Source organism: Pseudoalteromonas sp. UCD-33C (assembly GCF_001306895.1).
Lineage (GTDB): Bacteria > Pseudomonadota > Gammaproteobacteria > Enterobacterales > Alteromonadaceae > Pseudoalteromonas.
Map to the genome: position 1 here is coordinate 776,937 of NZ_LJTB01000002.1, position 18,523 is coordinate 795,459.

General features: G+C 41.2%; 16 protein-coding genes. 7 read left to right on the plus strand and 9 right to left on the minus strand.

Annotated features, from left to right (window positions below; translation table 11 throughout):
• Positions 1–73: 73 nt before the first annotated feature.
• The 3 genes from AOG26_RS06720 (at position 74) to AOG26_RS06730 (ending at position 3,259) form a co-directional block, all read left to right on the plus strand.
• Entirely contained in the window at positions 74–1,999 is a 1,926-nt protein-coding gene (locus AOG26_RS06720; protein ID WP_054561778.1) for a S9 family peptidase, read from the plus strand.
• A 302-nt stretch (positions 2,000–2,301) separates the two neighbouring features.
• Entirely contained in the window at positions 2,302–2,739 is a 438-nt protein-coding gene (locus tag AOG26_RS06725) for a SulA-like leucine-rich domain-containing protein (RefSeq protein WP_054562013.1), read from the plus strand.
• A 40-nt stretch (positions 2,740–2,779) separates the two neighbouring features.
• Positions 2,780–3,259 (plus strand): YchJ family protein, encoded by a 480-nt coding sequence (locus tag AOG26_RS06730; protein ID WP_054561779.1) that lies wholly within the window; start codon positions 2,780–2,782, stop codon positions 3,257–3,259.
• On the opposite strand, the gene AOG26_RS06735 is transcribed toward AOG26_RS06730, so the two are convergent.
• Both AOG26_RS06735 and AOG26_RS06740 read right to left on the minus strand, forming a co-directional pair.
• Positions 3,256–4,080: an alpha/beta hydrolase gene (locus AOG26_RS06735; RefSeq protein WP_054561780.1), complete on the minus strand. Its 825-nt coding sequence runs from the start codon at positions 4,078–4,080 to the stop codon at positions 3,256–3,258. The two genes, AOG26_RS06730 and AOG26_RS06735, sit on opposite strands and share 4 nt — an antisense overlap.
• Positions 4,081–4,082: 2 nt before the next feature.
• Positions 4,083–4,727 (minus strand): alpha/beta hydrolase, encoded by a 645-nt coding sequence (locus AOG26_RS06740; protein WP_235575467.1) that lies wholly within the window; start codon positions 4,725–4,727, stop codon positions 4,083–4,085.
• Between the two features lie 363 nt (positions 4,728–5,090).
• On the opposite strand from AOG26_RS06740, the gene AOG26_RS06745 reads away from it, so the two are divergent.
• Entirely contained in the window at positions 5,091–5,978 is an 888-nt protein-coding gene (locus AOG26_RS06745; RefSeq protein ID WP_054551603.1) for a LysR substrate-binding domain-containing protein, read from the plus strand.
• A gap of 55 nt (positions 5,979–6,033) precedes the next feature.
• Positions 6,034–6,798 (plus strand): YdcF family protein, encoded by a 765-nt coding sequence (locus AOG26_RS06750; RefSeq protein WP_054561781.1) that lies wholly within the window; start codon positions 6,034–6,036, stop codon positions 6,796–6,798.
• Positions 6,799–6,802: 4 nt separating this feature from the next.
• On the opposite strand, the gene AOG26_RS06755 is transcribed toward AOG26_RS06750, so the two are convergent.
• Positions 6,803–7,555 carry a Nif3-like dinuclear metal center hexameric protein gene (locus tag AOG26_RS06755; protein WP_054561782.1) on the minus strand — a complete coding sequence of 251 codons (753 nt, stop codon included), beginning with the start codon at positions 7,553–7,555 and terminating at the stop codon, positions 6,803–6,805.
• Between the two features lie 150 nt (positions 7,556–7,705).
• Here AOG26_RS06755 and AOG26_RS06760 point away from each other — a divergent pair, with 150 nt between their 5' ends.
• The gene (locus tag AOG26_RS06760) at positions 7,706–8,083 is read left to right on the plus strand and encodes a hypothetical protein (RefSeq protein ID WP_054561783.1); all 378 of its coding nucleotides are present in this window, start codon (positions 7,706–7,708) and stop codon (positions 8,081–8,083) included.
• A 30-nt stretch (positions 8,084–8,113) separates the two neighbouring features.
• Here the strand turns inward: AOG26_RS06760 and AOG26_RS06765 are convergent, their stop codons facing one another.
• Positions 8,114–8,590, minus strand: coding sequence for an HPP family protein (locus AOG26_RS06765; protein WP_054561784.1), 477 nt, complete (start codon positions 8,588–8,590; stop codon positions 8,114–8,116).
• A gap of 99 nt (positions 8,591–8,689) precedes the next feature.
• On the opposite strand from AOG26_RS06765, the gene AOG26_RS06770 reads away from it, so the two are divergent.
• Entirely contained in the window at positions 8,690–9,232 is a 543-nt protein-coding gene (locus AOG26_RS06770; protein WP_054561785.1) for a TetR/AcrR family transcriptional regulator, read from the plus strand.
• 43 nt (positions 9,233–9,275) lie between these two features.
• On the opposite strand, the gene AOG26_RS06775 is transcribed toward AOG26_RS06770, so the two are convergent.
• From AOG26_RS06775 to AOG26_RS06795, 5 genes are all read right to left on the minus strand, one after another.
• The gene (locus tag AOG26_RS06775; protein ID WP_054561786.1) at positions 9,276–12,461 is read right to left on the minus strand and encodes an amidohydrolase family protein; all 3,186 of its coding nucleotides are present in this window, start codon (positions 12,459–12,461) and stop codon (positions 9,276–9,278) included.
• Between the two features lie 106 nt (positions 12,462–12,567).
• Positions 12,568–13,392, minus strand: coding sequence for a M90 family metallopeptidase (locus AOG26_RS06780; protein WP_054551610.1), 825 nt, complete (start codon positions 13,390–13,392; stop codon positions 12,568–12,570).
• 90 nt (positions 13,393–13,482) lie between these two features.
• On the minus strand, positions 13,483–16,389 hold the full coding sequence (locus AOG26_RS06785; protein WP_054561787.1) for a ligand-binding sensor domain-containing diguanylate cyclase: 2,907 nt from the start codon (positions 16,387–16,389) through the stop codon (positions 13,483–13,485).
• A gap of 131 nt (positions 16,390–16,520) precedes the next feature.
• Complete coding sequence (locus tag AOG26_RS06790; protein ID WP_054561788.1) at positions 16,521–17,177, minus strand: CatA-like O-acetyltransferase; 657 nt, start codon at positions 17,175–17,177, stop codon at positions 16,521–16,523.
• Between the two features lie 133 nt (positions 17,178–17,310).
• A complete protein-coding gene (locus AOG26_RS06795; protein ID WP_054561789.1) occupies positions 17,311–18,351 on the minus strand; it encodes a Leu/Phe/Val dehydrogenase in 1,041 nt (346 codons plus the stop codon).
• Between the last annotated feature and the right edge of the window lie 172 nt (positions 18,352–18,523).

The window sequence follows — 18,523 nt, forward strand, 5'->3', positions numbered from 1 at the left end:
AACGGGTAAAACTTGCGTTTAGATTATGAACAGGCAACACTTGATAACGAAAAATTAACAAGGAATAATTACAATGAAACCGAGTTTTCAACTAGCTGCCGTTGCATGCGCGCTTAGCCTTGCACTGGCAGGATGTTCTCAATCAACCCCATCAACAAGTAGCACCGAAAGCGTGCAACAAAGCCAAACTGTTAAACAGTACGACGCTGAAACCTTTTTTGATACAACCTCAATTATGGGCAGCAGCTTTTCACCGAAAGGCGACAAAATACTCGTTAGCAGTGACGAAAGCGGCATTTATAGCCTTTATGAAGTAGATATAAAAACCGCCCAAAAAACCCGCTTAACAGACTTTGAAGACAGTACTTATGCTGTGGCTTATTTTCCTAAAGATGAGCGCGTACTATTTACTAAAGACTCAGGCGGTAACGAGCGTTATCACATCTATGTTCGCGAAACAGATGGCACAGTTAAAGATCTTACGCCAGGTGAAGAAACCCGTGCAGGATTTGCAGGCTTCACAGAAGACGGTAAACACTTTTTTATAACCAGCAATCAGCGTGATGCTAAGTTTATGGACCTATATCGTGTTGATGCTAACAGCTATGAAGTAACGCCTGTTTACCAAAATACTATGGGGCTAGATGTCGGCGTAATCAGCCCTGACGGCCGCTTTATTGCTTTATCGAAAAACAATTCGAACAAAGACAGCGATGTTTTTATTCTCGATACGCGTAAGAAAACACTGAAACCAGAACTCATTACCCGTCATGATGACGACGCAAAATATGGCCCTGAAACCTTCTCAAGAGACAGTAAATCATTATATTACTCAACCGATGCCAAAGGTGAATTTGCAGAGGTGTGGCGCTATGACTTAACGACCGGCGAGCACAGCCCTGCCCTCAAAGATGAGTGGGATGTGAGTTTTATTTACTTCTCTAAATCTGGCCGTTATCAAGTAAGCGGTGTTAATGCTGACGCAAGCACTAAAGTGTCGATAATTGATACCACCACAGGTAAAGGTATTGCCATGCCATCGCTGCCTGCTGGTAACTTACGTGGTGTGAACTTTTCAGCTGATGAAAAGACCATGGCGTTTTATTTAAATTCAGATACCTCGCCAAGTAACCTATTTGTGTGGCAACTCGGTGAATCAAAAGCTAAACAATTAACCAACACATTAAGTGAAGCAATTGATCAAAATGACTTGGTTGAAAGCACAATTGTGCGCTTTAAAAGCTTTGATGGTTTAGAGATCCCTGGGGTTTTATATAAGCCTAAGCAAGCTAATAGCAACAACAAAGTACCAGCTTTAGTTTGGGTGCACGGCGGTCCTGGCGGCCAAAGTCGCACAGGATATAGTGCAATGCAGCAGCATCTAGTCAATCATGGTTATGCCATTTTTGCAGTTAATAACCGTGGCAGCTCAGGCTATGGTAAAACGTTCTTCCATTTAGATGATAAAAAACATGGCACTGACGATTTACAAGATATTGTTTACGGTAAAAAACACCTACAAAGCCTAGATTGGGTTGATGCAGATAAAATTGGCATTATGGGGGGCAGCTACGGTGGCTTTATGACCGCCGCAGCACTTGCCTTTGAACCAGAAGAGTTCAAAGTAGGTATTAATATATTTGGTGTAACAAACTGGGTTAGAACCTTAAACTCGATTCCACCATGGTGGGAAAGCTTTAAAAAGGCACTGTATGATGAAATGGGCGACCCAGCGACAGACGGTGAACGTCACCGTGCCATTTCGCCACTATTTCATGCTAAAAACATCACCAAGCCATTAATGGTGATCCAAGGTGCTAACGACCCACGCGTTTTACAAGTTGAAAGCGATGAACTTGTTGCCGCTGTAAAGGCAAATGGTGTGCCTGTTGAATATGTATTATTCGATGATGAAGGCCATGGTTTTACTAAAAAAGAAAACCGCATAAAAGCCTCAAATGCATACCTTGAGTTCTTAAATACCTACTTAGATAAATAGCAAAATTGCAAAGATAAAGAGCCGGTATTATGCCGGCTTTTTTATGCAAAACACCTGTATAGAATCAAAATTTAACAGTTTACACAGTACTGTATAAAATACTGTATGGATTTAATGGTAAATTTTTCACCTTTTCCAACCTTCAAAATAAAACCATAAGCAACTGTTTAATAACAATTAAATAATATTAACTAAAATAAAACTGAATAATTGGTTAAAAAATAGCAAAAAAGTACTTGCGCAAAAACACTGTATAAACTACTGTATACACATACTGTATAAACAACCAGTGAGTGAAAGTTATGTTACAGCCAATTACCTTAAGAACAGTTAAAAGCTACCAACAAGATAACGACAAAGCGTCTGTTAATTTAATTCAAATTGAAGACGAAATATCAGCAACCTTTGAGCTATTAAAAGTATTGCATCATTACAATAGCCAAAATGGATGGACACTATTAATTGCTCCTGATCATGTTCCTAGTAAAGCCTTACTAGATTCATGTTCGATTGATACCAGCAAACTACTTGTGATCAGACAAAAACATTTAGTTAATCTTGAGTATGTTCTTAGTTCAGCATTACATAACGGTAATTTTGCTGCTGTGATCACATGGACAGATATTGTAAACAATCATCAACTTGATTCGATGAACTTAAACCTTGAGCAGGCATCTGCTAAGTTTTATTGTTTTACAAAAAGCGCTCAATTAAACAATTTAGTACCGCAGCCACAATAGGCTTGTTAAAATAACAATTTATAGTTTTAGGTAAGTTGTTATGACATCACTCACACACTCCCTTTGTCCTTGTGGCAGCGAATCGACTTACGAGCTTTGCTGCCAGCCTTTTCATACAGGTGCAAGCCAAGCTGATACCCCAGAGCAACTTATGCGTTCTCGTTTTAGTGCTTACGCGCTGAAAGATGCGAAATATGTATTCAGTACCTATGCACAAAGCCAACAAGCCGCTAACCCTGTTCGCGAAATTAAAGATTTTGCTAATAGCTGCCGTTTTACCAAGCTAAGTGTTTTAGATACTGAACATAATGATCAAGAAGGTTTTGTCGAATTTAAAGCTAATTACTTTTACCAAAACTTGTATTGTGAGTTACACGAAAAGTCGCGTTTTATTAAAGAAGATGGCCTATGGCGTTACTTAGATGGTGATATAATGCCAGTTGCAGATATTAAAATTGGCCGTAACGACGAGTGCCCTTGTGGGAGCGGCAAAAAATATAAAAAGTGTCACGCTCTTTAATTGCCATTAACCTGGTAAATCCAGTCTAAGGCTTGGGTAATCGTTGTTGGGAATGCAGTTGCATGGCGTGCCTGAGGGATAACAAATAAATTTGTTGTAACCAGCGCGCCGCTATGTTTATTAATTTTAGCTGCTAATTGCCTTGCGCCCGACACCATTTTTTCACCTTCGCTTTCTTCAAGTTCTCCCACTGCGATGTAAACTTTTGTTGTGTTGGCAGCTGGTTTTACAGCCATAGCTAATATTGAGTTTTCTTTAAACCACACTGAAGGGCTGCCGATAATATAATTTGAAAAAAGCGAAGGCTCAGTGAATAAGGTATAAGCCGCAAATAAACCGCCAAGTGAGTTACCGACTAACGTACTTTTTTGGGTTGTTCTGAAGTCGGCCTCAATATAAGGCAATACAGTATGTTTTAGGTAGTTTAGATACTGACTTGCTCCGCCAGTTTTACGCTGCCAATTTTTATCTTCAAATGGCGTATAGTCATAAATACGGCTATCAAGCCCTGATACACCTTTTTGATATCCTACTGCAACGATAATTACCTCTTCTATAGTCCCCGAATTCATCATAAAGCGACTAGCACCAGAGGTAATTGGCAAACTGTAGTTTGCATCTAACAGGTAAACAACTGGGTAGCGCTTCTGGTTTTGCTTTTGGTAGCTGCGTGGCAATTTAATCGTAATGGGGTATTCGTTTTCGGTATGTTTATCTTTAAGTAACACAGTATTAGTATGTGGCAAAGTAAACGGCTCAGCATAGCTTACGGAGCTCACGCCCAAAACACTGATCACCAAAACGAGCAATATATAAGGCATAGTTAATCCTTTAACCACTTCTTAATTGGTAACAGCCACTCATCTTTTGGTTTATAAAATGCGCCATGGGAGAGCCCTGTATTAATGCTTAATTCTTCGAACTTGGTTACGTCACTTCTATCAATTAAAAATTGGCAAGAGCCAACCTTATCTGAGCGCTCAAAGATAGAATACACCTTGCCATAAGCCTTAACTGATGTGTGATTTTTTATAAGGCCTGCACAACCTGCCAATATAATTAAGTTGATATGTGTACGTTTAAGTTCATTGGCTACTATGATCGACAATGCCCCGCCCCGTGAAAAACCAACCAAACTAATGTTCGACTCAGCAACACCGGCACTGATCAATGCTTCAACATCTACAGCGAGCTTTTTCGCAAACGTAAATGGCTCAGTGCCCTCTGGCCTGTGATAGGCAATTAAATGATAGCTCTCATCTGTTAGTGCTTCTTTTACTGCAATAAAGTCATAAACACCAAAGGTTTTGTGAACAGGCTTAGGGTTTGTCCCTTCGACGATAAAACCATGTGAATAAAAAACATAGTGACCATGCGGGTCAATCTCTGTTGGAAACTGGCTGTAAATAGTGCCAGCGCAAACAGGCAAAACCCAGCATGCACAGAGTAAAAGTACGGTACGTATCACAAACATTCCTTTAAAAAATCACATTACACCTAATAGAAGATAATAACACCTTAAAAAATAATATCTTAGCAAATAACTAAACCCTACTCTCAGTAATTTTAATTAAAAATCAAATTACTAATCGCAAGCTGTATCACGATTTAAACTGCAAGTTTCAACTTGAGGTAAATTCATGGAATTTCATAGTTAAACTACAAAAAAACACATGACAACGCTGTCAATTATTTATGAAAAGGCGTATTGTAAAAAAGCAGTTAAAATAACCGCACATTTTAGACGTCTAGACGTTGAAAAAATAAATTCTAAGGCGTAGTATGTTCGTAATCTGAGTTAGACTCACATTTTCCATGAGATTTTTTAAAGATGATTGATATAAAGCACCTAAAAACCATAGCGACCCTTAAAGAAACAGGCTCTTTGGTCAATACCGCCCGTGAGTTGTTTTTAACTCAATCGGCTTTATCGCATCAAATTAAAGATCTCGAGAATAAGTTAGATTGCCAGCTGTTCGAACGTAAAACACAGCCTGTGCGTTTTACTCCGCAAGGTATGCTACTTCTGGAGCTTGCTAATGAAGTATTACCTCGTGTTGAGGCAACAAAATGTCGGTTAAAAGAAAGCCTTAACCAGCCAATCTCAAATTTACGTTTAAGCGTTGAGTGTCATGCCTGCTTTCATTGGTTGCTCCCAACCATCAAAGAATTTAATAATTTTTGGCCTGATATTAAAATTGATTACGAGCGCGGCTTTAGTTACGACGCCATTCCAGATTTAATTAATGATGAATTAGATCTAGTGCTGACTTCTGATATTCGTGAACCCGATCAACTTGAGTATGCTCACCTGTTTGATTTTAAATTGAAACTAATCGTTGCACCGGATCATGAGTTGGCTAAAAAAGCCTATGTCACCGCCCTTGATTTAAAGAACGAAACAATTATTTCGTACCCTATTCCCCGTGAGCGCCAAGACATCTTTAAACATTTTATTCAAAATGCACGCTTTGATGGCACGCTTAAAACGGTTGACCAAGGCTTATTGATATTTCAATTAGTGAGTGCAGGTATGGGGGTTGCAGCATTACCAGACTGGCTAGTCACCCCTTATGAAAGCCAAGGGCTCATTAAGTCTATTCCGTTAGGTGCACTAGGCCTTACTCGCCCTATGTATTTAGCGATGAAAAAGAATATGAAAGATAACCCAGTTTATCGCCACTTTTTAAATACATGTAAGCAAAATAACGGTCGCTAAAGCTAGGCAAAATAACTAACATAGCTGCACCTGTTACAAACAATAGTGTTGATACATGTTTGAAATTAAAAAGATCATTGGCTCATTATTAATGCCCCTGCCTTTGCTCGGGCTTCTTACTTTAGTGATGGTATTTTTAGCCATTGCACACAAACGCAAAGCACTCTATTTTGGCTTTGTTAGTATTTTAACTTTAATGCTGATAAGCACGCCATTTATTGGTCAATCACTGATAGCTGCAAGCAATAACCCAGCTTGGCAATTTAACCAAGCGAAACACCCTAAACTCGATAACATTGTAGTACTTGGCTGCTCAATAATGCCCAACTCGCGCCTTCAAGCAAACCACCAGTTAGGCGATTGCGCGCTTGCTCGATTACTTGAAGGTGTTAAGCTTGCCCATCACTATCCAAATGCCACCCTTTATGTATCAGGAGGCGGCTTTGCTAATACCACCAATAGCCAGCTCATGTTTGAGACAGCAAAAGCGTTAGGTATTTCTGCAACGAGAATTAAACAAAACCCCCTCGCCATGGACACCGCAGAAGAGGCGAAACGACTTGCCATTTATTTAGTCGATAAAAAAACTGCCTTAGTCACCTCAGCGAGCCACATGCCGCGAGCGAAAGACTTATTTAATGCACAAGGCATTGATGTGATCCCAGCGGCAACCGACTTTCAAGATTTTAGTCAGTATCCAACGTACAAACAGTTTATACCTAACATTGCAGTACTTGTTGCAGTGACCAGAGTAGCGCATGAGAAAATTGGCAGTGCATGGGTGAGTGTGCGCCGCTGGATTGATCCAGAGGCGCTGTAGAACATCAGACTGGATTGTCGATATCGATAAACGTTACATCAAAACCATGCTGCTGAGCTAAAAGCTCGCCTAAGGCTTTAATACCATAACGCTCAGTCGCATGGTGCCCTGCTGCAAAAAAGTCGATACTTTGCTCGTGTGAACTATGAATCGTTTGCTCAGAGGCTTCACCTGTAAGATAAGCATCAATACCTTGAGCTGCCGCTAAATCAATATACCCTTGTCCGCCACCTGTGCACCAAGCGATGGTTTCGATTTTCTCTTTTCTTACCAAACTAGTTAATGGTGCACGGTCAAGTACTTGGGTTATTTTGGCGGTAAATTCTTCACCACTTAAAGGTGTTTTTAAACGGCCTTTTACCGGCACACTATTTGGGCCAGATTCAAGCCCACCTGTGAACTCAATATCGAGTAACTTAGCCAGTTGCGCGTTATTACCAATTTCAGGGTGTATATCTAGCGGTAAATGATAGCCATATAAGTTAATATCATTATTTAAAAGCGCTGCAATACGGCGCTTTTTCATGCCCGTGATTGGCTGCGATTCCCCTTTCCAGAAATAACCATGGTGTACCAAAATAGTATCTGCATTTTCTGCAATAGCGGCATCAATCAATGCTTGGCTAGCGGTGACACCCGTCACTATCTTTTTTACTTCGCTCGCACCTTCAACTTGTAAGCCATTTGGGCAAAAGTCAGCGATAGAATCAGGTTTAAGAATGTCGTTTAATAATTGAGTAAATTGTTTGCGTTGCATATAAAAATCGTCCTTCAACCCTCTATTTTGTGCAAATTTTGGCGTTTATGAGTGAAAAATGGAAGGAAAATCGCAAAAAATTGAAAAGTAAGCTGAAAATAGGTATAAATATATATTCTTAATCTGTGTTTACAACGTATAGGGTCTCTGATGAGCAAACTAGACAAAACAGAAGTGTTAAATGCCTTCGAAGCAGCATACGAAGCAGCGAATGGTAAGAAACCTGAAATCACAACAAAACCTGGTTGGTATAGCATCGACGGTGGCAAAAATATGCGCCTTGCTGATGTTGCAGCGCTGACTGAAGAGCTCACTTCTGGTAAAACAGCTGAGCCTAAAGCAGAAGAAGCACCTAAAGCACCAGCGAAAAAAACCAAAACTAAAACCGCTGCACCGGCTAAAACAGCTAAGAAAGCATCGTTCACTGTTGTTACAGCAAACGATGACGGTTACAAAGCTGAAGAGCTTTGGATTGTTAACCTAGCTGAAAAAGACCACGATTGTCGTTTACCGCGTGGTGTTGTGTAATCAAATTACACTTAGCAATTTTAAAAACCGCTACTCGTTAGCGGTTTTTTTATGGCTGTTCATTTGGCTAGTTATAACCCATTGGCTAACATGGCCAAACAACACTATAAATACGGTTCCAATCAATACAGGCATCACTAAAAAGTCCCAGCTTTGCATAGATTGCATTATCAAAATTGGGTTTGCGCCTGCTGCGGGATGTACGGTATCTGTCAACATCATTAGGCTAATTGCCAACCCTGTAGCTATAGCAATTTCAACAGGCCCTACTCCGACATAATTTACAAAAACAACGCCGATTAGTGCAGTTAAAAAGTGCCCACCAATAACATTCTTCGCTTTAGCTAAAGGGCTGTGTGGCACACCAAATACCAGCACCGCAGTTGCCCCTAATGGGGCCATCAACCACACCCCATAACTTCCTAATTGCTGTAAATAGGCCAATACAAAAATTGCCATACAAGCAAATATACCCGCAATGGCCGCCTTGCTTACTTTATTCTCCATAAAACCTCCAATAGGTAGACCGATTTGTCTACCAGCAAATGGTAGACAAGTTGGTCTACTTCTGTCAAGCTATCATTAGTCACCTAATGAGACCTTGTTATGGATAAACGAACACATATTATTTTGACCGCCCTGTCACTTTTTTATCAAAAAGGCATTCATAGTGTGGGAATAAACGAAATTATTAGTGTGGCGGGTGTCGCCAAAAAAACCATGTACCATCATTTCGCAAGTAAAGATGAGTTATTATTAGCGTGCCTTAGTGAGCGACATAACAGGTTTTTAAATTGGTTAACGCATGCCACCAGCAAGCTAACTACTGTTGAAGAATTTAAAGTCGCTTTGATCAGCTGCCATGAAGCTTGGTTTAATTCTGAAGTGACTGAGTTAGGTGATTTTAATGGCTGTTTATTTATTAACACTGCCGCTGAGTTTGCTGATCCTACAAGCCCGATAAATCAAGCCTGCAAAGAGCATAAAATGGCAGTCCAGCAGTTAATTAAACAGCGTTTATCAGCGTGTAATAACATGGAAAGTTCGCAGCTAGACTCGCACAGCCACTATTTGATGACGCTTGTAGAGGGCATGATCTGCCAAGCAAAACTAGTTGGAATTAAACATTTTCCTCATTTAAAACAATAAAAAAGCGGCACAATGGCCGCTTTCAGTTTAGATTTACGCTATGTTAGATTTTTTCAAAATATAACTTTTCGCGTTTTTTCTCACCCACTTCATTCATGGTGACAGCATCAAATAGTCGACCATTGATCATGGTGTAATCGATTTTATCTGTATCACGAATGTTAGTTAGCGGGTTCCCGTCAATAACAATTAAATCGGCAAGTTTACCCGGCTCAAGAGAACCGATGTTGTTATCAAGGCCAATGTATTTAGCAGGATCTAAGGTTGCTGCACGAATAGCTTCAAGTGGTGTCATACCACCTTGCGCAAACATCCAAATTTCCCAATGTGCCGCTAAACCTTCACGTTGACCGTGAGCACCAAGGTTTACTAAAACACCTAAGTCTTGCAGCTCTTTAGCAACACGGGCGTTGTTAAAGTGGTTATAGTGATGATCGGGCGCCTTAACACGACGCATTGAGCGAGGTAAAAGCTGATTCTTTGGTACAAACTTACTTAAGCGTGGGTGATTCCACACATCTGTCTTGTCGTACCAATAATTTTCACCCCAAATACCACCGTAAGCTACACCCAGTGTCGGCGTATAACCCACATCGCTTTGAGACCAAAGCTGGCGAATATCATCGTAAATATTGGCAACAGGAATTGAGTGTTCAATACCCGTATGACCATCAACTACCATAGTTAAGTTGTGCTGCAGCAATGAACCGCCTTCTGGCACAACCATCATTTCAAGTTCACGACCTGCTTCAATAACTTGCTGGCGCTGTTCACGACGAGGTTGGTTATATGATTTAACACTAAACGCACCTACTTTCTTTAAACGCTCAAGGTGGAATTTAGCATCTTCTAACGAGTCAATATGCGATGTATAACCTGGCATATTTGCACCATATAAAATGGTACCCGTTGAGAAAATACGAGGGCCGACAATCATGCCTGCTTTTTGCATTTCGCTTGCAGCAAAAATCTCTGTGGTGTCGTTTGATGGATCGTGAATCGTTGTCACGCCTAACGCTAAGCCCGCTAAGTTCTTCCAGTTTTGCTGTGGAATGATCTCATCGCTGCCTTGTGAGCCGTGCGCATGCGCATCAACAATACCCGGCATAATTGTCTTGCCAGTTACATCAATTACTTCTGCGCCTTTAGGAATAGCAACACTGTCTTTACTACCAACCGCTTTAATATGCTTACCATCAGTAACAATAACGCCGTTTTCAATGACCTGCTCACCGTTCATGGTGATAATACGCGCACCAGTTAACGCAAAGATTGATTTAGGCTCCGCCATGGTTTTTGTAAAACCTATGTTATCGCCGCTTTTAACTTTAAAGTCAGTCTCTGCATTTTGGTTAATATCAAATAAACCCGCTAAGCTTGCATGATATAACTCTGGGCCTAAGCTCCAATAAAGTTTATCGCTTGTGCCACTCCAGCTGATGTTTTCACCCGCGCGAACAGAAAGCTGCTCAATTGGGAATTGGCTATCTTTCGGGCCAATATTAATGGTTTTGCCACGCTCAACAAATGGCGTAACAAATACTTTAAAACGCTCTGCAAACGCTAAGTATTGGCCATCTGGTGATACTCTAAACTCTGTAGCATGTTCTGATTCGTAAAGTTTACGAACTTGCTTTGATTCAAGCTCAACAACACTTAATGTTGGTTTCGGCCAAGGGCTCATCACATAAATACGGTCATTCGCTGCACCAAATTGTGGCTGATATCCTGATTTAGTGATTAGCGTCGCTTTACCACCTTTAGCACTTACTGAGTAAATGCCTGGCTCTAATGACCATGTTGGGTTAAGGATACTGCCGCCAGACGCTTTACGGTAAACAACTGTTTTGCCATCAGGGCTGAAAGTTGGCTCTACATATTTACCCGGCTCTTTAGTAATGGTATCGCCACGGCCACTGCGCGCAGATACAACACGTACTGAGCCCTGTTCGTTATCATCCCATGTGGTGTAAACAACCTTCTTACCATCACGAGAGAACTGCGGGAATAATTCAAAGTGGTCGTCTTGCTTAGTCAGGCGCTTTACTTTGCCAGACTCTAAATCACGTTTATAAATATGACCTAGCGCTTCAAAAATAGCCGTTTCACCATCCGGTGAAATTTGTACATTGCGCAGCATTTTCACATCAAAATTATCGCTATCGATGTTTTGTGTAAAACGCACCGCTTTTTGAATTTGCTTATTGGTCTCAACTTTAAATGGAATAGTCGAGACAGACTTATCATCTACATCTAGCTTGTGAATGGTACCACCCGCCCAAAAGACCAGCTGTTCGTTATCTGGTGTCCAAGCAATTGTTGGGTATACGCCATGAATTGCCCATGTCTCTTGCATATCACGCTCAAGCTCGCCATACAGCTTGGTATGCTCACCGGTGTGAAGATCATATAAGTACAAGCTTGTTTGGAAATCATCGCGCTTGATATACGCAAGCTTTTTACCATCTGGTGAAGGTGTTGGTCGAATAGCCCCACCCATACCATCTATAATTGTTTCAATTTCGCCGGTTTCACGGTCATAGCGTTTAATTTTATAAATACCCGCTACAGAATCTTTAGAGTAATGGAATGTTTTACCCGGCGTTGCATCATGAGAGAAATAAACATAACGACCATCTGGTGAGAACATTGGCTCGCCTAAGTCTTTTTGGTCGTTTTCGCGTGCGGTTAGCTGTACACCTTTACCACCCGCTTTGTGGTAGAGCCATACTTCACCAGCCCCTAAAGAGCGGCTTGCAGTAAAGTGCTTACGCGCAACTAAGTAGTCACCATCTGGGCTCCAAGCTGGGCTGTTTAACAAACGAAATGTTTCGTTCGTTACGGCTTTTTGGTTTTCACCATTTAAATCCATCACCCAAATGTTATCGCCACCTCCTTGGTCTGAAGTAAACGCAATGTGCTTACCATCAGGGCTAAAACGTGGTTGCATTTGCCATGCAATATCACTGGTTAATTGCGTTGCTGTGCCACCTGACATTGGCATGGTATAAATATCGCCGAGTAGGTCAAACACCACTGTTTTACCATCAGGGCTAATATCTACGTTCATCCACGTGCCCTGCTCAACACTAATTTTAGCGTCTAGGAATTGGCCTTTTGGTGCGTCCACCTGCCATTTGTCGTCATTTGATTGCTCAGCTGCCGCCACTTGCCCAGTTAGAGCAAGTGAAATAGATACAGCGAGCGCTGTATGAAGCATTTTCTTCATTGAAATCTCACTTTTTATTGTTTTGCTTATATGCACACTTTTAAGATTGCACCAAATAGCATAGCAAGATTCCAGTGATTCGTGTTAAACAGACGTAAATAGTCGACTAATGCCACGCAATCGGATCAAACTGATAAAAGCCAACCAGTAAATGATAAATTTCTGGGTCAAACTGTCTGAGTTCAGCGGGTTTTTCTAAGAAGGTTTCGGTGATAACAGCAAAAAACTCTGCCTCATTGGTCGCGCCATAGCTATGAATAACATGAGGCATGCCATAAGCTAAATGGGTTTTGAGTTGATTAAACGCGCGGCTAAATACTTTTGCCCACTTTTGGTAATCTTCGTTACTCGAAAGCAGTGGTGTACCCGTGGTTTTACCGGTTTCTTGGTCGAGCTGATGGGCAAATTCATGAAATACCAAATTATGACCATCACTTGGTAAGCGGTTCCCCTCAAGGACATCATGCCAACTCAATACCAAGGTTCCACCAGGCCATGATTCACCTTGACGCACGGTATTGTGATAACTGACAAGCCCAGCATTATCACGAGAAGTTTGCGGGGCATAATACGCGCTTGGGTATAAAAGGATCTCTTTTACATTACGATACAATGGCCACGGTTTATTAAGCACTAAAACACAGGCATCTGCCGCTACAATCAGCTTCATTGCATCATTAAGCTTAAGACCATCACAACCAATAAAGCGTTTTTCATTTAAAAACCAAACGATGTGACGCTCCAGCTTTTCACGATCGGCATCCGTCATCTTTCGGTAGATAGGCATATATTTTAACAGCAGATTTTTTTGCTGAACATTGAGGGAGTTATTAAGGTATTTTTTCTGCCAAAAGTGGTTACGGATATCGTCCCAGCGCCAGTAACACACAACAAAAATTATTAAAAAAAGTATCAAAACCAGGTTAAGCATTACTATCGCCTAAAAAACAATCTTGATACTTTAATGTGTGCAAACAAAAAAAGATCAATTGTTTACACACATTTTTATTTGAAAAGCTGATTAATCGAGCGTAATACAGCCTTGATTATAAATAAAAATTTGGTTTCGACCGTTATTCTTCGCATTGTATAAAGCGTTATCGGCATGTGATAGCAAGCGGTCATAATCAACAACTTGCGCGTTATCTGCTACACCAAAACTTACCGTGACAGAAAGACTATCTGCTAATTCTGAGAAATCGTAACCCGCTATCTCTAAACGGATAATTTCACACAATCTTGCGGCTTCTTCAGCATTTTTGTATGGGAACAACAGGGTAAATTCTTCACCACCCCAACGCGCCGCATAGCCTTCATCAGGGAAATTCATACGCAGTAAACGAGCAATTTCACAAATCACTTTATCACCAATTAAGTGCGAGAAATTGTCATTAATCAGTTTGAAGTGATCAATATCCATAATCGCAATACTGAGCGTTTTATTATCACGTTGGAACTGACTAAAGTTTTCAGACAGCCACATATCGAAAGCACGTCTATTCGGTAATTGCGTTAATTGGTCATGATTCGCTAAATGAGCAAAGGCATCGGCTTGCGTTTGCAAATCATGCATTTGCTGTTCAACTTTTTCCGTTAACTCAATTTCAATGCGCTTGTAATGATATAAGCGGTATTTATAAATGGCATAAGCAGCAAAAAGCACAGCAACTAAGACAAATAACTTAAAGCTGGTTTTTTGCCAAAAATAAGGGGCAATTTTAAAACGCAGAACTTGCTCATTATTTTGCCAGTCACTATTTGGGTAACCTGCACGCACTTTAAAGGTATATTTACCTGGTGGTAAATTGGTGTACTCGGTAATGGCCAAGCGCCCCCTGTCTACCCATTGTTGATTGTAACCACTTAGTTGAGTTTGGTAATTTAACCGCCCAGGCATGATAAAACTTAGCCCAGCGTAGTTAAACGAAACACGAGAAACACCAGCAGGTAAGCTCAAAACCTCATTACCAACAGGTAAAGTCATGGGTTTGCCATCGACTTCAAAGCTTTCAATAACCGTCGATAATCGTCGTTTACTGGCTTCTTTTAAGCGCTCTGGTGTCGCAATAGCGACGCCTTTGGCTGTTGCAACCCATACTTGACCATCTGAATGAAGTACAGCAGCAGGGTTTGAACCGCCATTCGCTTGCGCGCTTAGCATGCCATCGCCTTCATCATAAAGCTGCATCGAAACGCTCATTGGTTGAACTTTTTCAGGGTTATCTAAAAGTGCAACTAGCTGAGCTTTGTTCACTTGAATAACACCGCGGTTACTGGTCAGCCACAATGAATCACCTTGCTCTATGACTTGGAATAGCTTATCGACCGGTAAACCTTGGTCTCGACCAAACAAACTCATTTTATCTGTACTGAGATTGTAACGAACGAGACCTCTATCGGTCGCAAGCCACATTTTATCGCCATTTAAGTAAAAGCCGAATGCATATTCAGTGCTGAACTGCTTTGGAAACTCGAGTGTTTTAAACTGCTTTGTCGCTGGGTCATAAATGGACACACCCACTCCCGTGCCGACCCATAACCTGCCATGGTCATCCTCAACAAGGGCCATAATAAAATCACCAATTAAGCCATCTTCGGTGGTGAATAATTCAGTTTGCCCAGCAGGGTCTATTTTGGTTAAACCACCGGCGGTGCCAATCCATAAGTTATCAGCTTTATCAAAAAACACAGCGCGAACTTCGTTGCTGATCAGGCCATTACTGCGGTTTTTTACGGGATAAATTTGCCCATTGACCACTTTCATTAAACCGGCAGTGTAAGTACCAACCCATACTCCGCCCTGCTTATCTTCAGTTAAACTTAATACGGATAGCGGATCTTTTTCATAAGCTTGAATAAGGGTGGTGAGCTTGCCATTTTCAATACGGTTTAAGCCATTACTACTGCCCACCCATAAGCTGCCATCAGAATGCGATAACACGGTACGCACATAGTCAGATGCAAGCCCACGGCTTTGACTCCAATTAGTAAATGGTGCTTCACGCAAGCGGAATAACCCGGCATTAGTGCCAACCCAAATACTTTTTTCGCGGTCTTGCAGTAAAGATAAAATACGGTTGTTGGGTAAGCCATCATCTGCCGCTAAGTTTTCAAGGCCTAAACTGCTGAGTCTGAACACCCCTTTATTGATGGTGCCAAACCACAAATCGCCCTGCGCATCTTCGAGTAAGCTGGCAATTGATTCGTTGTTTAGGACAGGATTAATAGCAACAAACTTATCGTTTTGCTTTTGCCATGCCCCTTTTTCAGTGCCGACAATTAAAGTGCCTGACTCAGTTAGTAATAAGGTAAACACAGAGGCATTAGGGAGCCCAGAGTTTTCACTGACCTTACTAACTTGCTTATTCTTTATTTGATAAAGACCATCACTGGTCGCAGCCCAAATCACGCCTGTGTTGTCTTGTAAAAGACGGTATGCGCTTAGCTTATCAAGCAGTTTTTGCTCAGTGGCAGTTTCAGAAGCGCGGTAAACAATGCCTTGCCCTTCAAGTGCCAGCCATAGCTCACCTTGTTCAGTAACAAGTGCATGGTTAACCATGGCTGATGAACTTGGTAATGCTCGCCACCCCCCTTGTGAACGAAGCGCAATACCGCCACGAGCACCCACGATATATAAATCGCCATTCTCCATCGGGATCAGGCTACGTAAGCCAGAATCAGGTAAGCCAGGAATTTCTGTTCGAGTAAAAAGTTTAAACTCACGACCATTAAAACGGGCAAGCCCTTCCCAAGTCGCTATCCAAATGTAACCATCTTTGGTTTGCGTTACGCCATTAATGCTATTGTGAGGAAGGCCGGCGCGAGTGCTCCAAGTCTCTGTAAAATAATCACTTAAAGAGAGGCGTGCAGAATCAGCAAAAACGCTGAAACTCAATAAAAGAAAAATACAACTAACTACCCGCACCATAAAACTAAAACCCTGATATTTATTATCGTTCTATTCAGTGATGTAGCTCTGTGAAGCCAAAGTCATCCCTAACTTCAGATAATACTACATTAGTTGCAATTTTTACTCACTTTAATGACATTTAGCAACAATCAATTACAAAAATTCGTAATTTTTTCTTGCAGTATTTTCACAAATCGCGCCACATGCAAGCCATCCATCAAAGCATGATGCACATCGATTGAAAGCGGCATCTTGCCAGTTTGTGAATCATATTGACCAAACACAAACTTAGGAATACCAAGACCATGCCCCTCACTTACAGCATGCGAGAAGCCGCTAAAGTTTAACCATGGAAGTACTGAGATATGAATAAGGTCAGGCTGCCCTTCTGTTGCAGCAAATGCATCAGAGAAAAATGGTTTTGCTTTACTTGTTTTACCCACAGCAATAGCGTGTTTTGAAAAGTCTGCCATCGACGCTTGTTTTTCAAAATAACTAAAGCGAAATGTTTCATCTTCTGCAAGCTCGACCACACTTCCTCTTACCGATGACAGTTGTACCGGCAACGAATCAATAATACGTTGGCGCATTGGTGCATAGTCATGACATGCTTCAAGTGTTAGGTAAACATAGCTGTGAAAGAAGGAATACGGTTCAGCTTTGCACTTGTTATATAGAGCCGCCATATCGAGTGAAACACATACATTAAAATATGGCAGAGAAAATTCTTTGAAAAAAGCGAAATGCTGTTTGCGAGGCCAAGTAGCTAGATCGATAGGTGTGATTTCACAAGATGGAGTTTTCATTAGGTGCCCTCGAGATTTAAAAGCCGAGTTTACCTAGCCTGCGTGACTTCGTCACCTTGATGCGATAAATAACAGAGACAAAAAAGGTGCGACTTGCGCACCTTTTTACCTGTAAATTTATCGATTTACTAAATTATAAGCCGTTTTCGATGATTTCTAATGCTAGTTCATCGGCAATTAAATGCGTCGACTTCTGCTCTTTTTCAGAGCGAGCAAAGATTTCTGTTAGCGTATCAAAAATGCCTTCAACGTGTTTCGTTGATGCTTCTGCACTATAACCTTCTGGTGCCGTTTCGTAATAAACGTTGATGATACCACCTGCGTTAATTACGTAATCTGGTGCATATAAGATACCTTTTTCGCGGATGATCTCACCGTGACGAGACTCTGCTAATTGGTTGTTCGCACAACCTGCAATAATTGTTGCTTTTAAACGCGGGATAGTCGTGTCATTTACCGTTGCGCCAAGTGCACATGGTGCATACACATCAACATCTAAGTCGTAGATTTCATCAATACCCACAGCCGTTGCATTGAAGTCATTTACAACACGCTCAACAGCTTGTTCGTTGATATCTGTTACAAATAATGTTGCGCCCGCTTCATGTAGGTGTTTACAAAGGCCATATGCTACTGCACCTAAACCTTGCACGGCTACTTTGATACCAGCAAGATCTTGATGACCTCGTTGATGTTGTAAAGCGGCTTTAATACCTAAGAATGTACCATATGCTGTGAACGGTGAAGGGTTACCACTTTTACCTTCAAGGCCTAATACATAGTTAGTTTCTTTATTCATGATTGCCACATCATCACAAGTGATGTTTACATCTTCAGCTGAATAGTAGCTACCGCTTAAACGCTCTAACTGGCGACCAAATGCACGGAAAAGTTGCTCTGATTTAATTTCTTTAGCATTACCGATGATCACTGACTTACCGCCACCAAATGGTAAACGTGCCACAGCATTTTTGTAGGTCATACCTTTTGATAAACGAAGTGCATCAGTAACAGCATCTTCATCAGTTGTGTAGTTCCACATTCTGCAACCACCAACCGCTGGACCTAACTTGGTATTGTGAACCGCGATAATAGCTTTTAGGCCTGATTCTTTATCTGAACAAAACACCACTTGCTCGTGGTTATCAAAGTCGACTTTATTAAATACAGCCACAGTTAAATACTCCGAAATTTTCTTACCCTAAGGGGTGTGAGCGCTGAAAGTGCCGAGACTTTATCACTTCGTTTGCTCCCTTGCCACTAAATGAGATGATAAAACTAAGCAAAGTTCTCAGACCGAAATAACAACTCAAAAACTAACACTTTATGGAAAAAATATACCAATC

What these genes read in the sequence shown, in the direction of transcription:
- AOG26_RS06720 (WP_054561778.1), top strand. Translation starts at nt 74, where the DNA reads ATGAAACCGAGTTTTCAACTAGCTGCCGTTGCATGCGCGCTTAGCCTT.
- AOG26_RS06725 (WP_054562013.1), top strand. Translation starts at nt 2,302, where the DNA reads ATGTTACAGCCAATTACCTTAAGAACAGTTAAAAGCTACCAACAAGAT.
- AOG26_RS06730 (WP_054561779.1), top strand. Translation starts at nt 2,780, where the DNA reads ATGACATCACTCACACACTCCCTTTGTCCTTGTGGCAGCGAATCGACT.
- AOG26_RS06735 (WP_054561780.1), bottom strand. Translation starts at nt 4,080, where the DNA reads ATGCCTTATATATTGCTCGTTTTGGTGATCAGTGTTTTGGGCGTGAGC.
- AOG26_RS06745 (WP_054551603.1), top strand. Translation starts at nt 5,091, where the DNA reads ATGATTGATATAAAGCACCTAAAAACCATAGCGACCCTTAAAGAAACA.
- AOG26_RS06750 (WP_054561781.1), top strand. Translation starts at nt 6,034, where the DNA reads ATGTTTGAAATTAAAAAGATCATTGGCTCATTATTAATGCCCCTGCCT.
- AOG26_RS06755 (WP_054561782.1), bottom strand. Translation starts at nt 7,555, where the DNA reads ATGCAACGCAAACAATTTACTCAATTATTAAACGACATTCTTAAACCT.
- AOG26_RS06760 (WP_054561783.1), top strand. Translation starts at nt 7,706, where the DNA reads ATGAGCAAACTAGACAAAACAGAAGTGTTAAATGCCTTCGAAGCAGCA.
- AOG26_RS06765 (WP_054561784.1), bottom strand. Translation starts at nt 8,590, where the DNA reads ATGGAGAATAAAGTAAGCAAGGCGGCCATTGCGGGTATATTTGCTTGT.
- AOG26_RS06770 (WP_054561785.1), top strand. Translation starts at nt 8,690, where the DNA reads ATGGATAAACGAACACATATTATTTTGACCGCCCTGTCACTTTTTTAT.
- AOG26_RS06775 (WP_054561786.1), bottom strand. Translation starts at nt 12,461, where the DNA reads ATGAAGAAAATGCTTCATACAGCGCTCGCTGTATCTATTTCACTTGCT.
- AOG26_RS06780 (WP_054551610.1), bottom strand. Translation starts at nt 13,392, where the DNA reads ATGCTTAACCTGGTTTTGATACTTTTTTTAATAATTTTTGTTGTGTGT.
- AOG26_RS06785 (WP_054561787.1), bottom strand. Translation starts at nt 16,389, where the DNA reads ATGGTGCGGGTAGTTAGTTGTATTTTTCTTTTATTGAGTTTCAGCGTT.
- AOG26_RS06790 (WP_054561788.1), bottom strand. Translation starts at nt 17,177, where the DNA reads ATGAAAACTCCATCTTGTGAAATCACACCTATCGATCTAGCTACTTGG.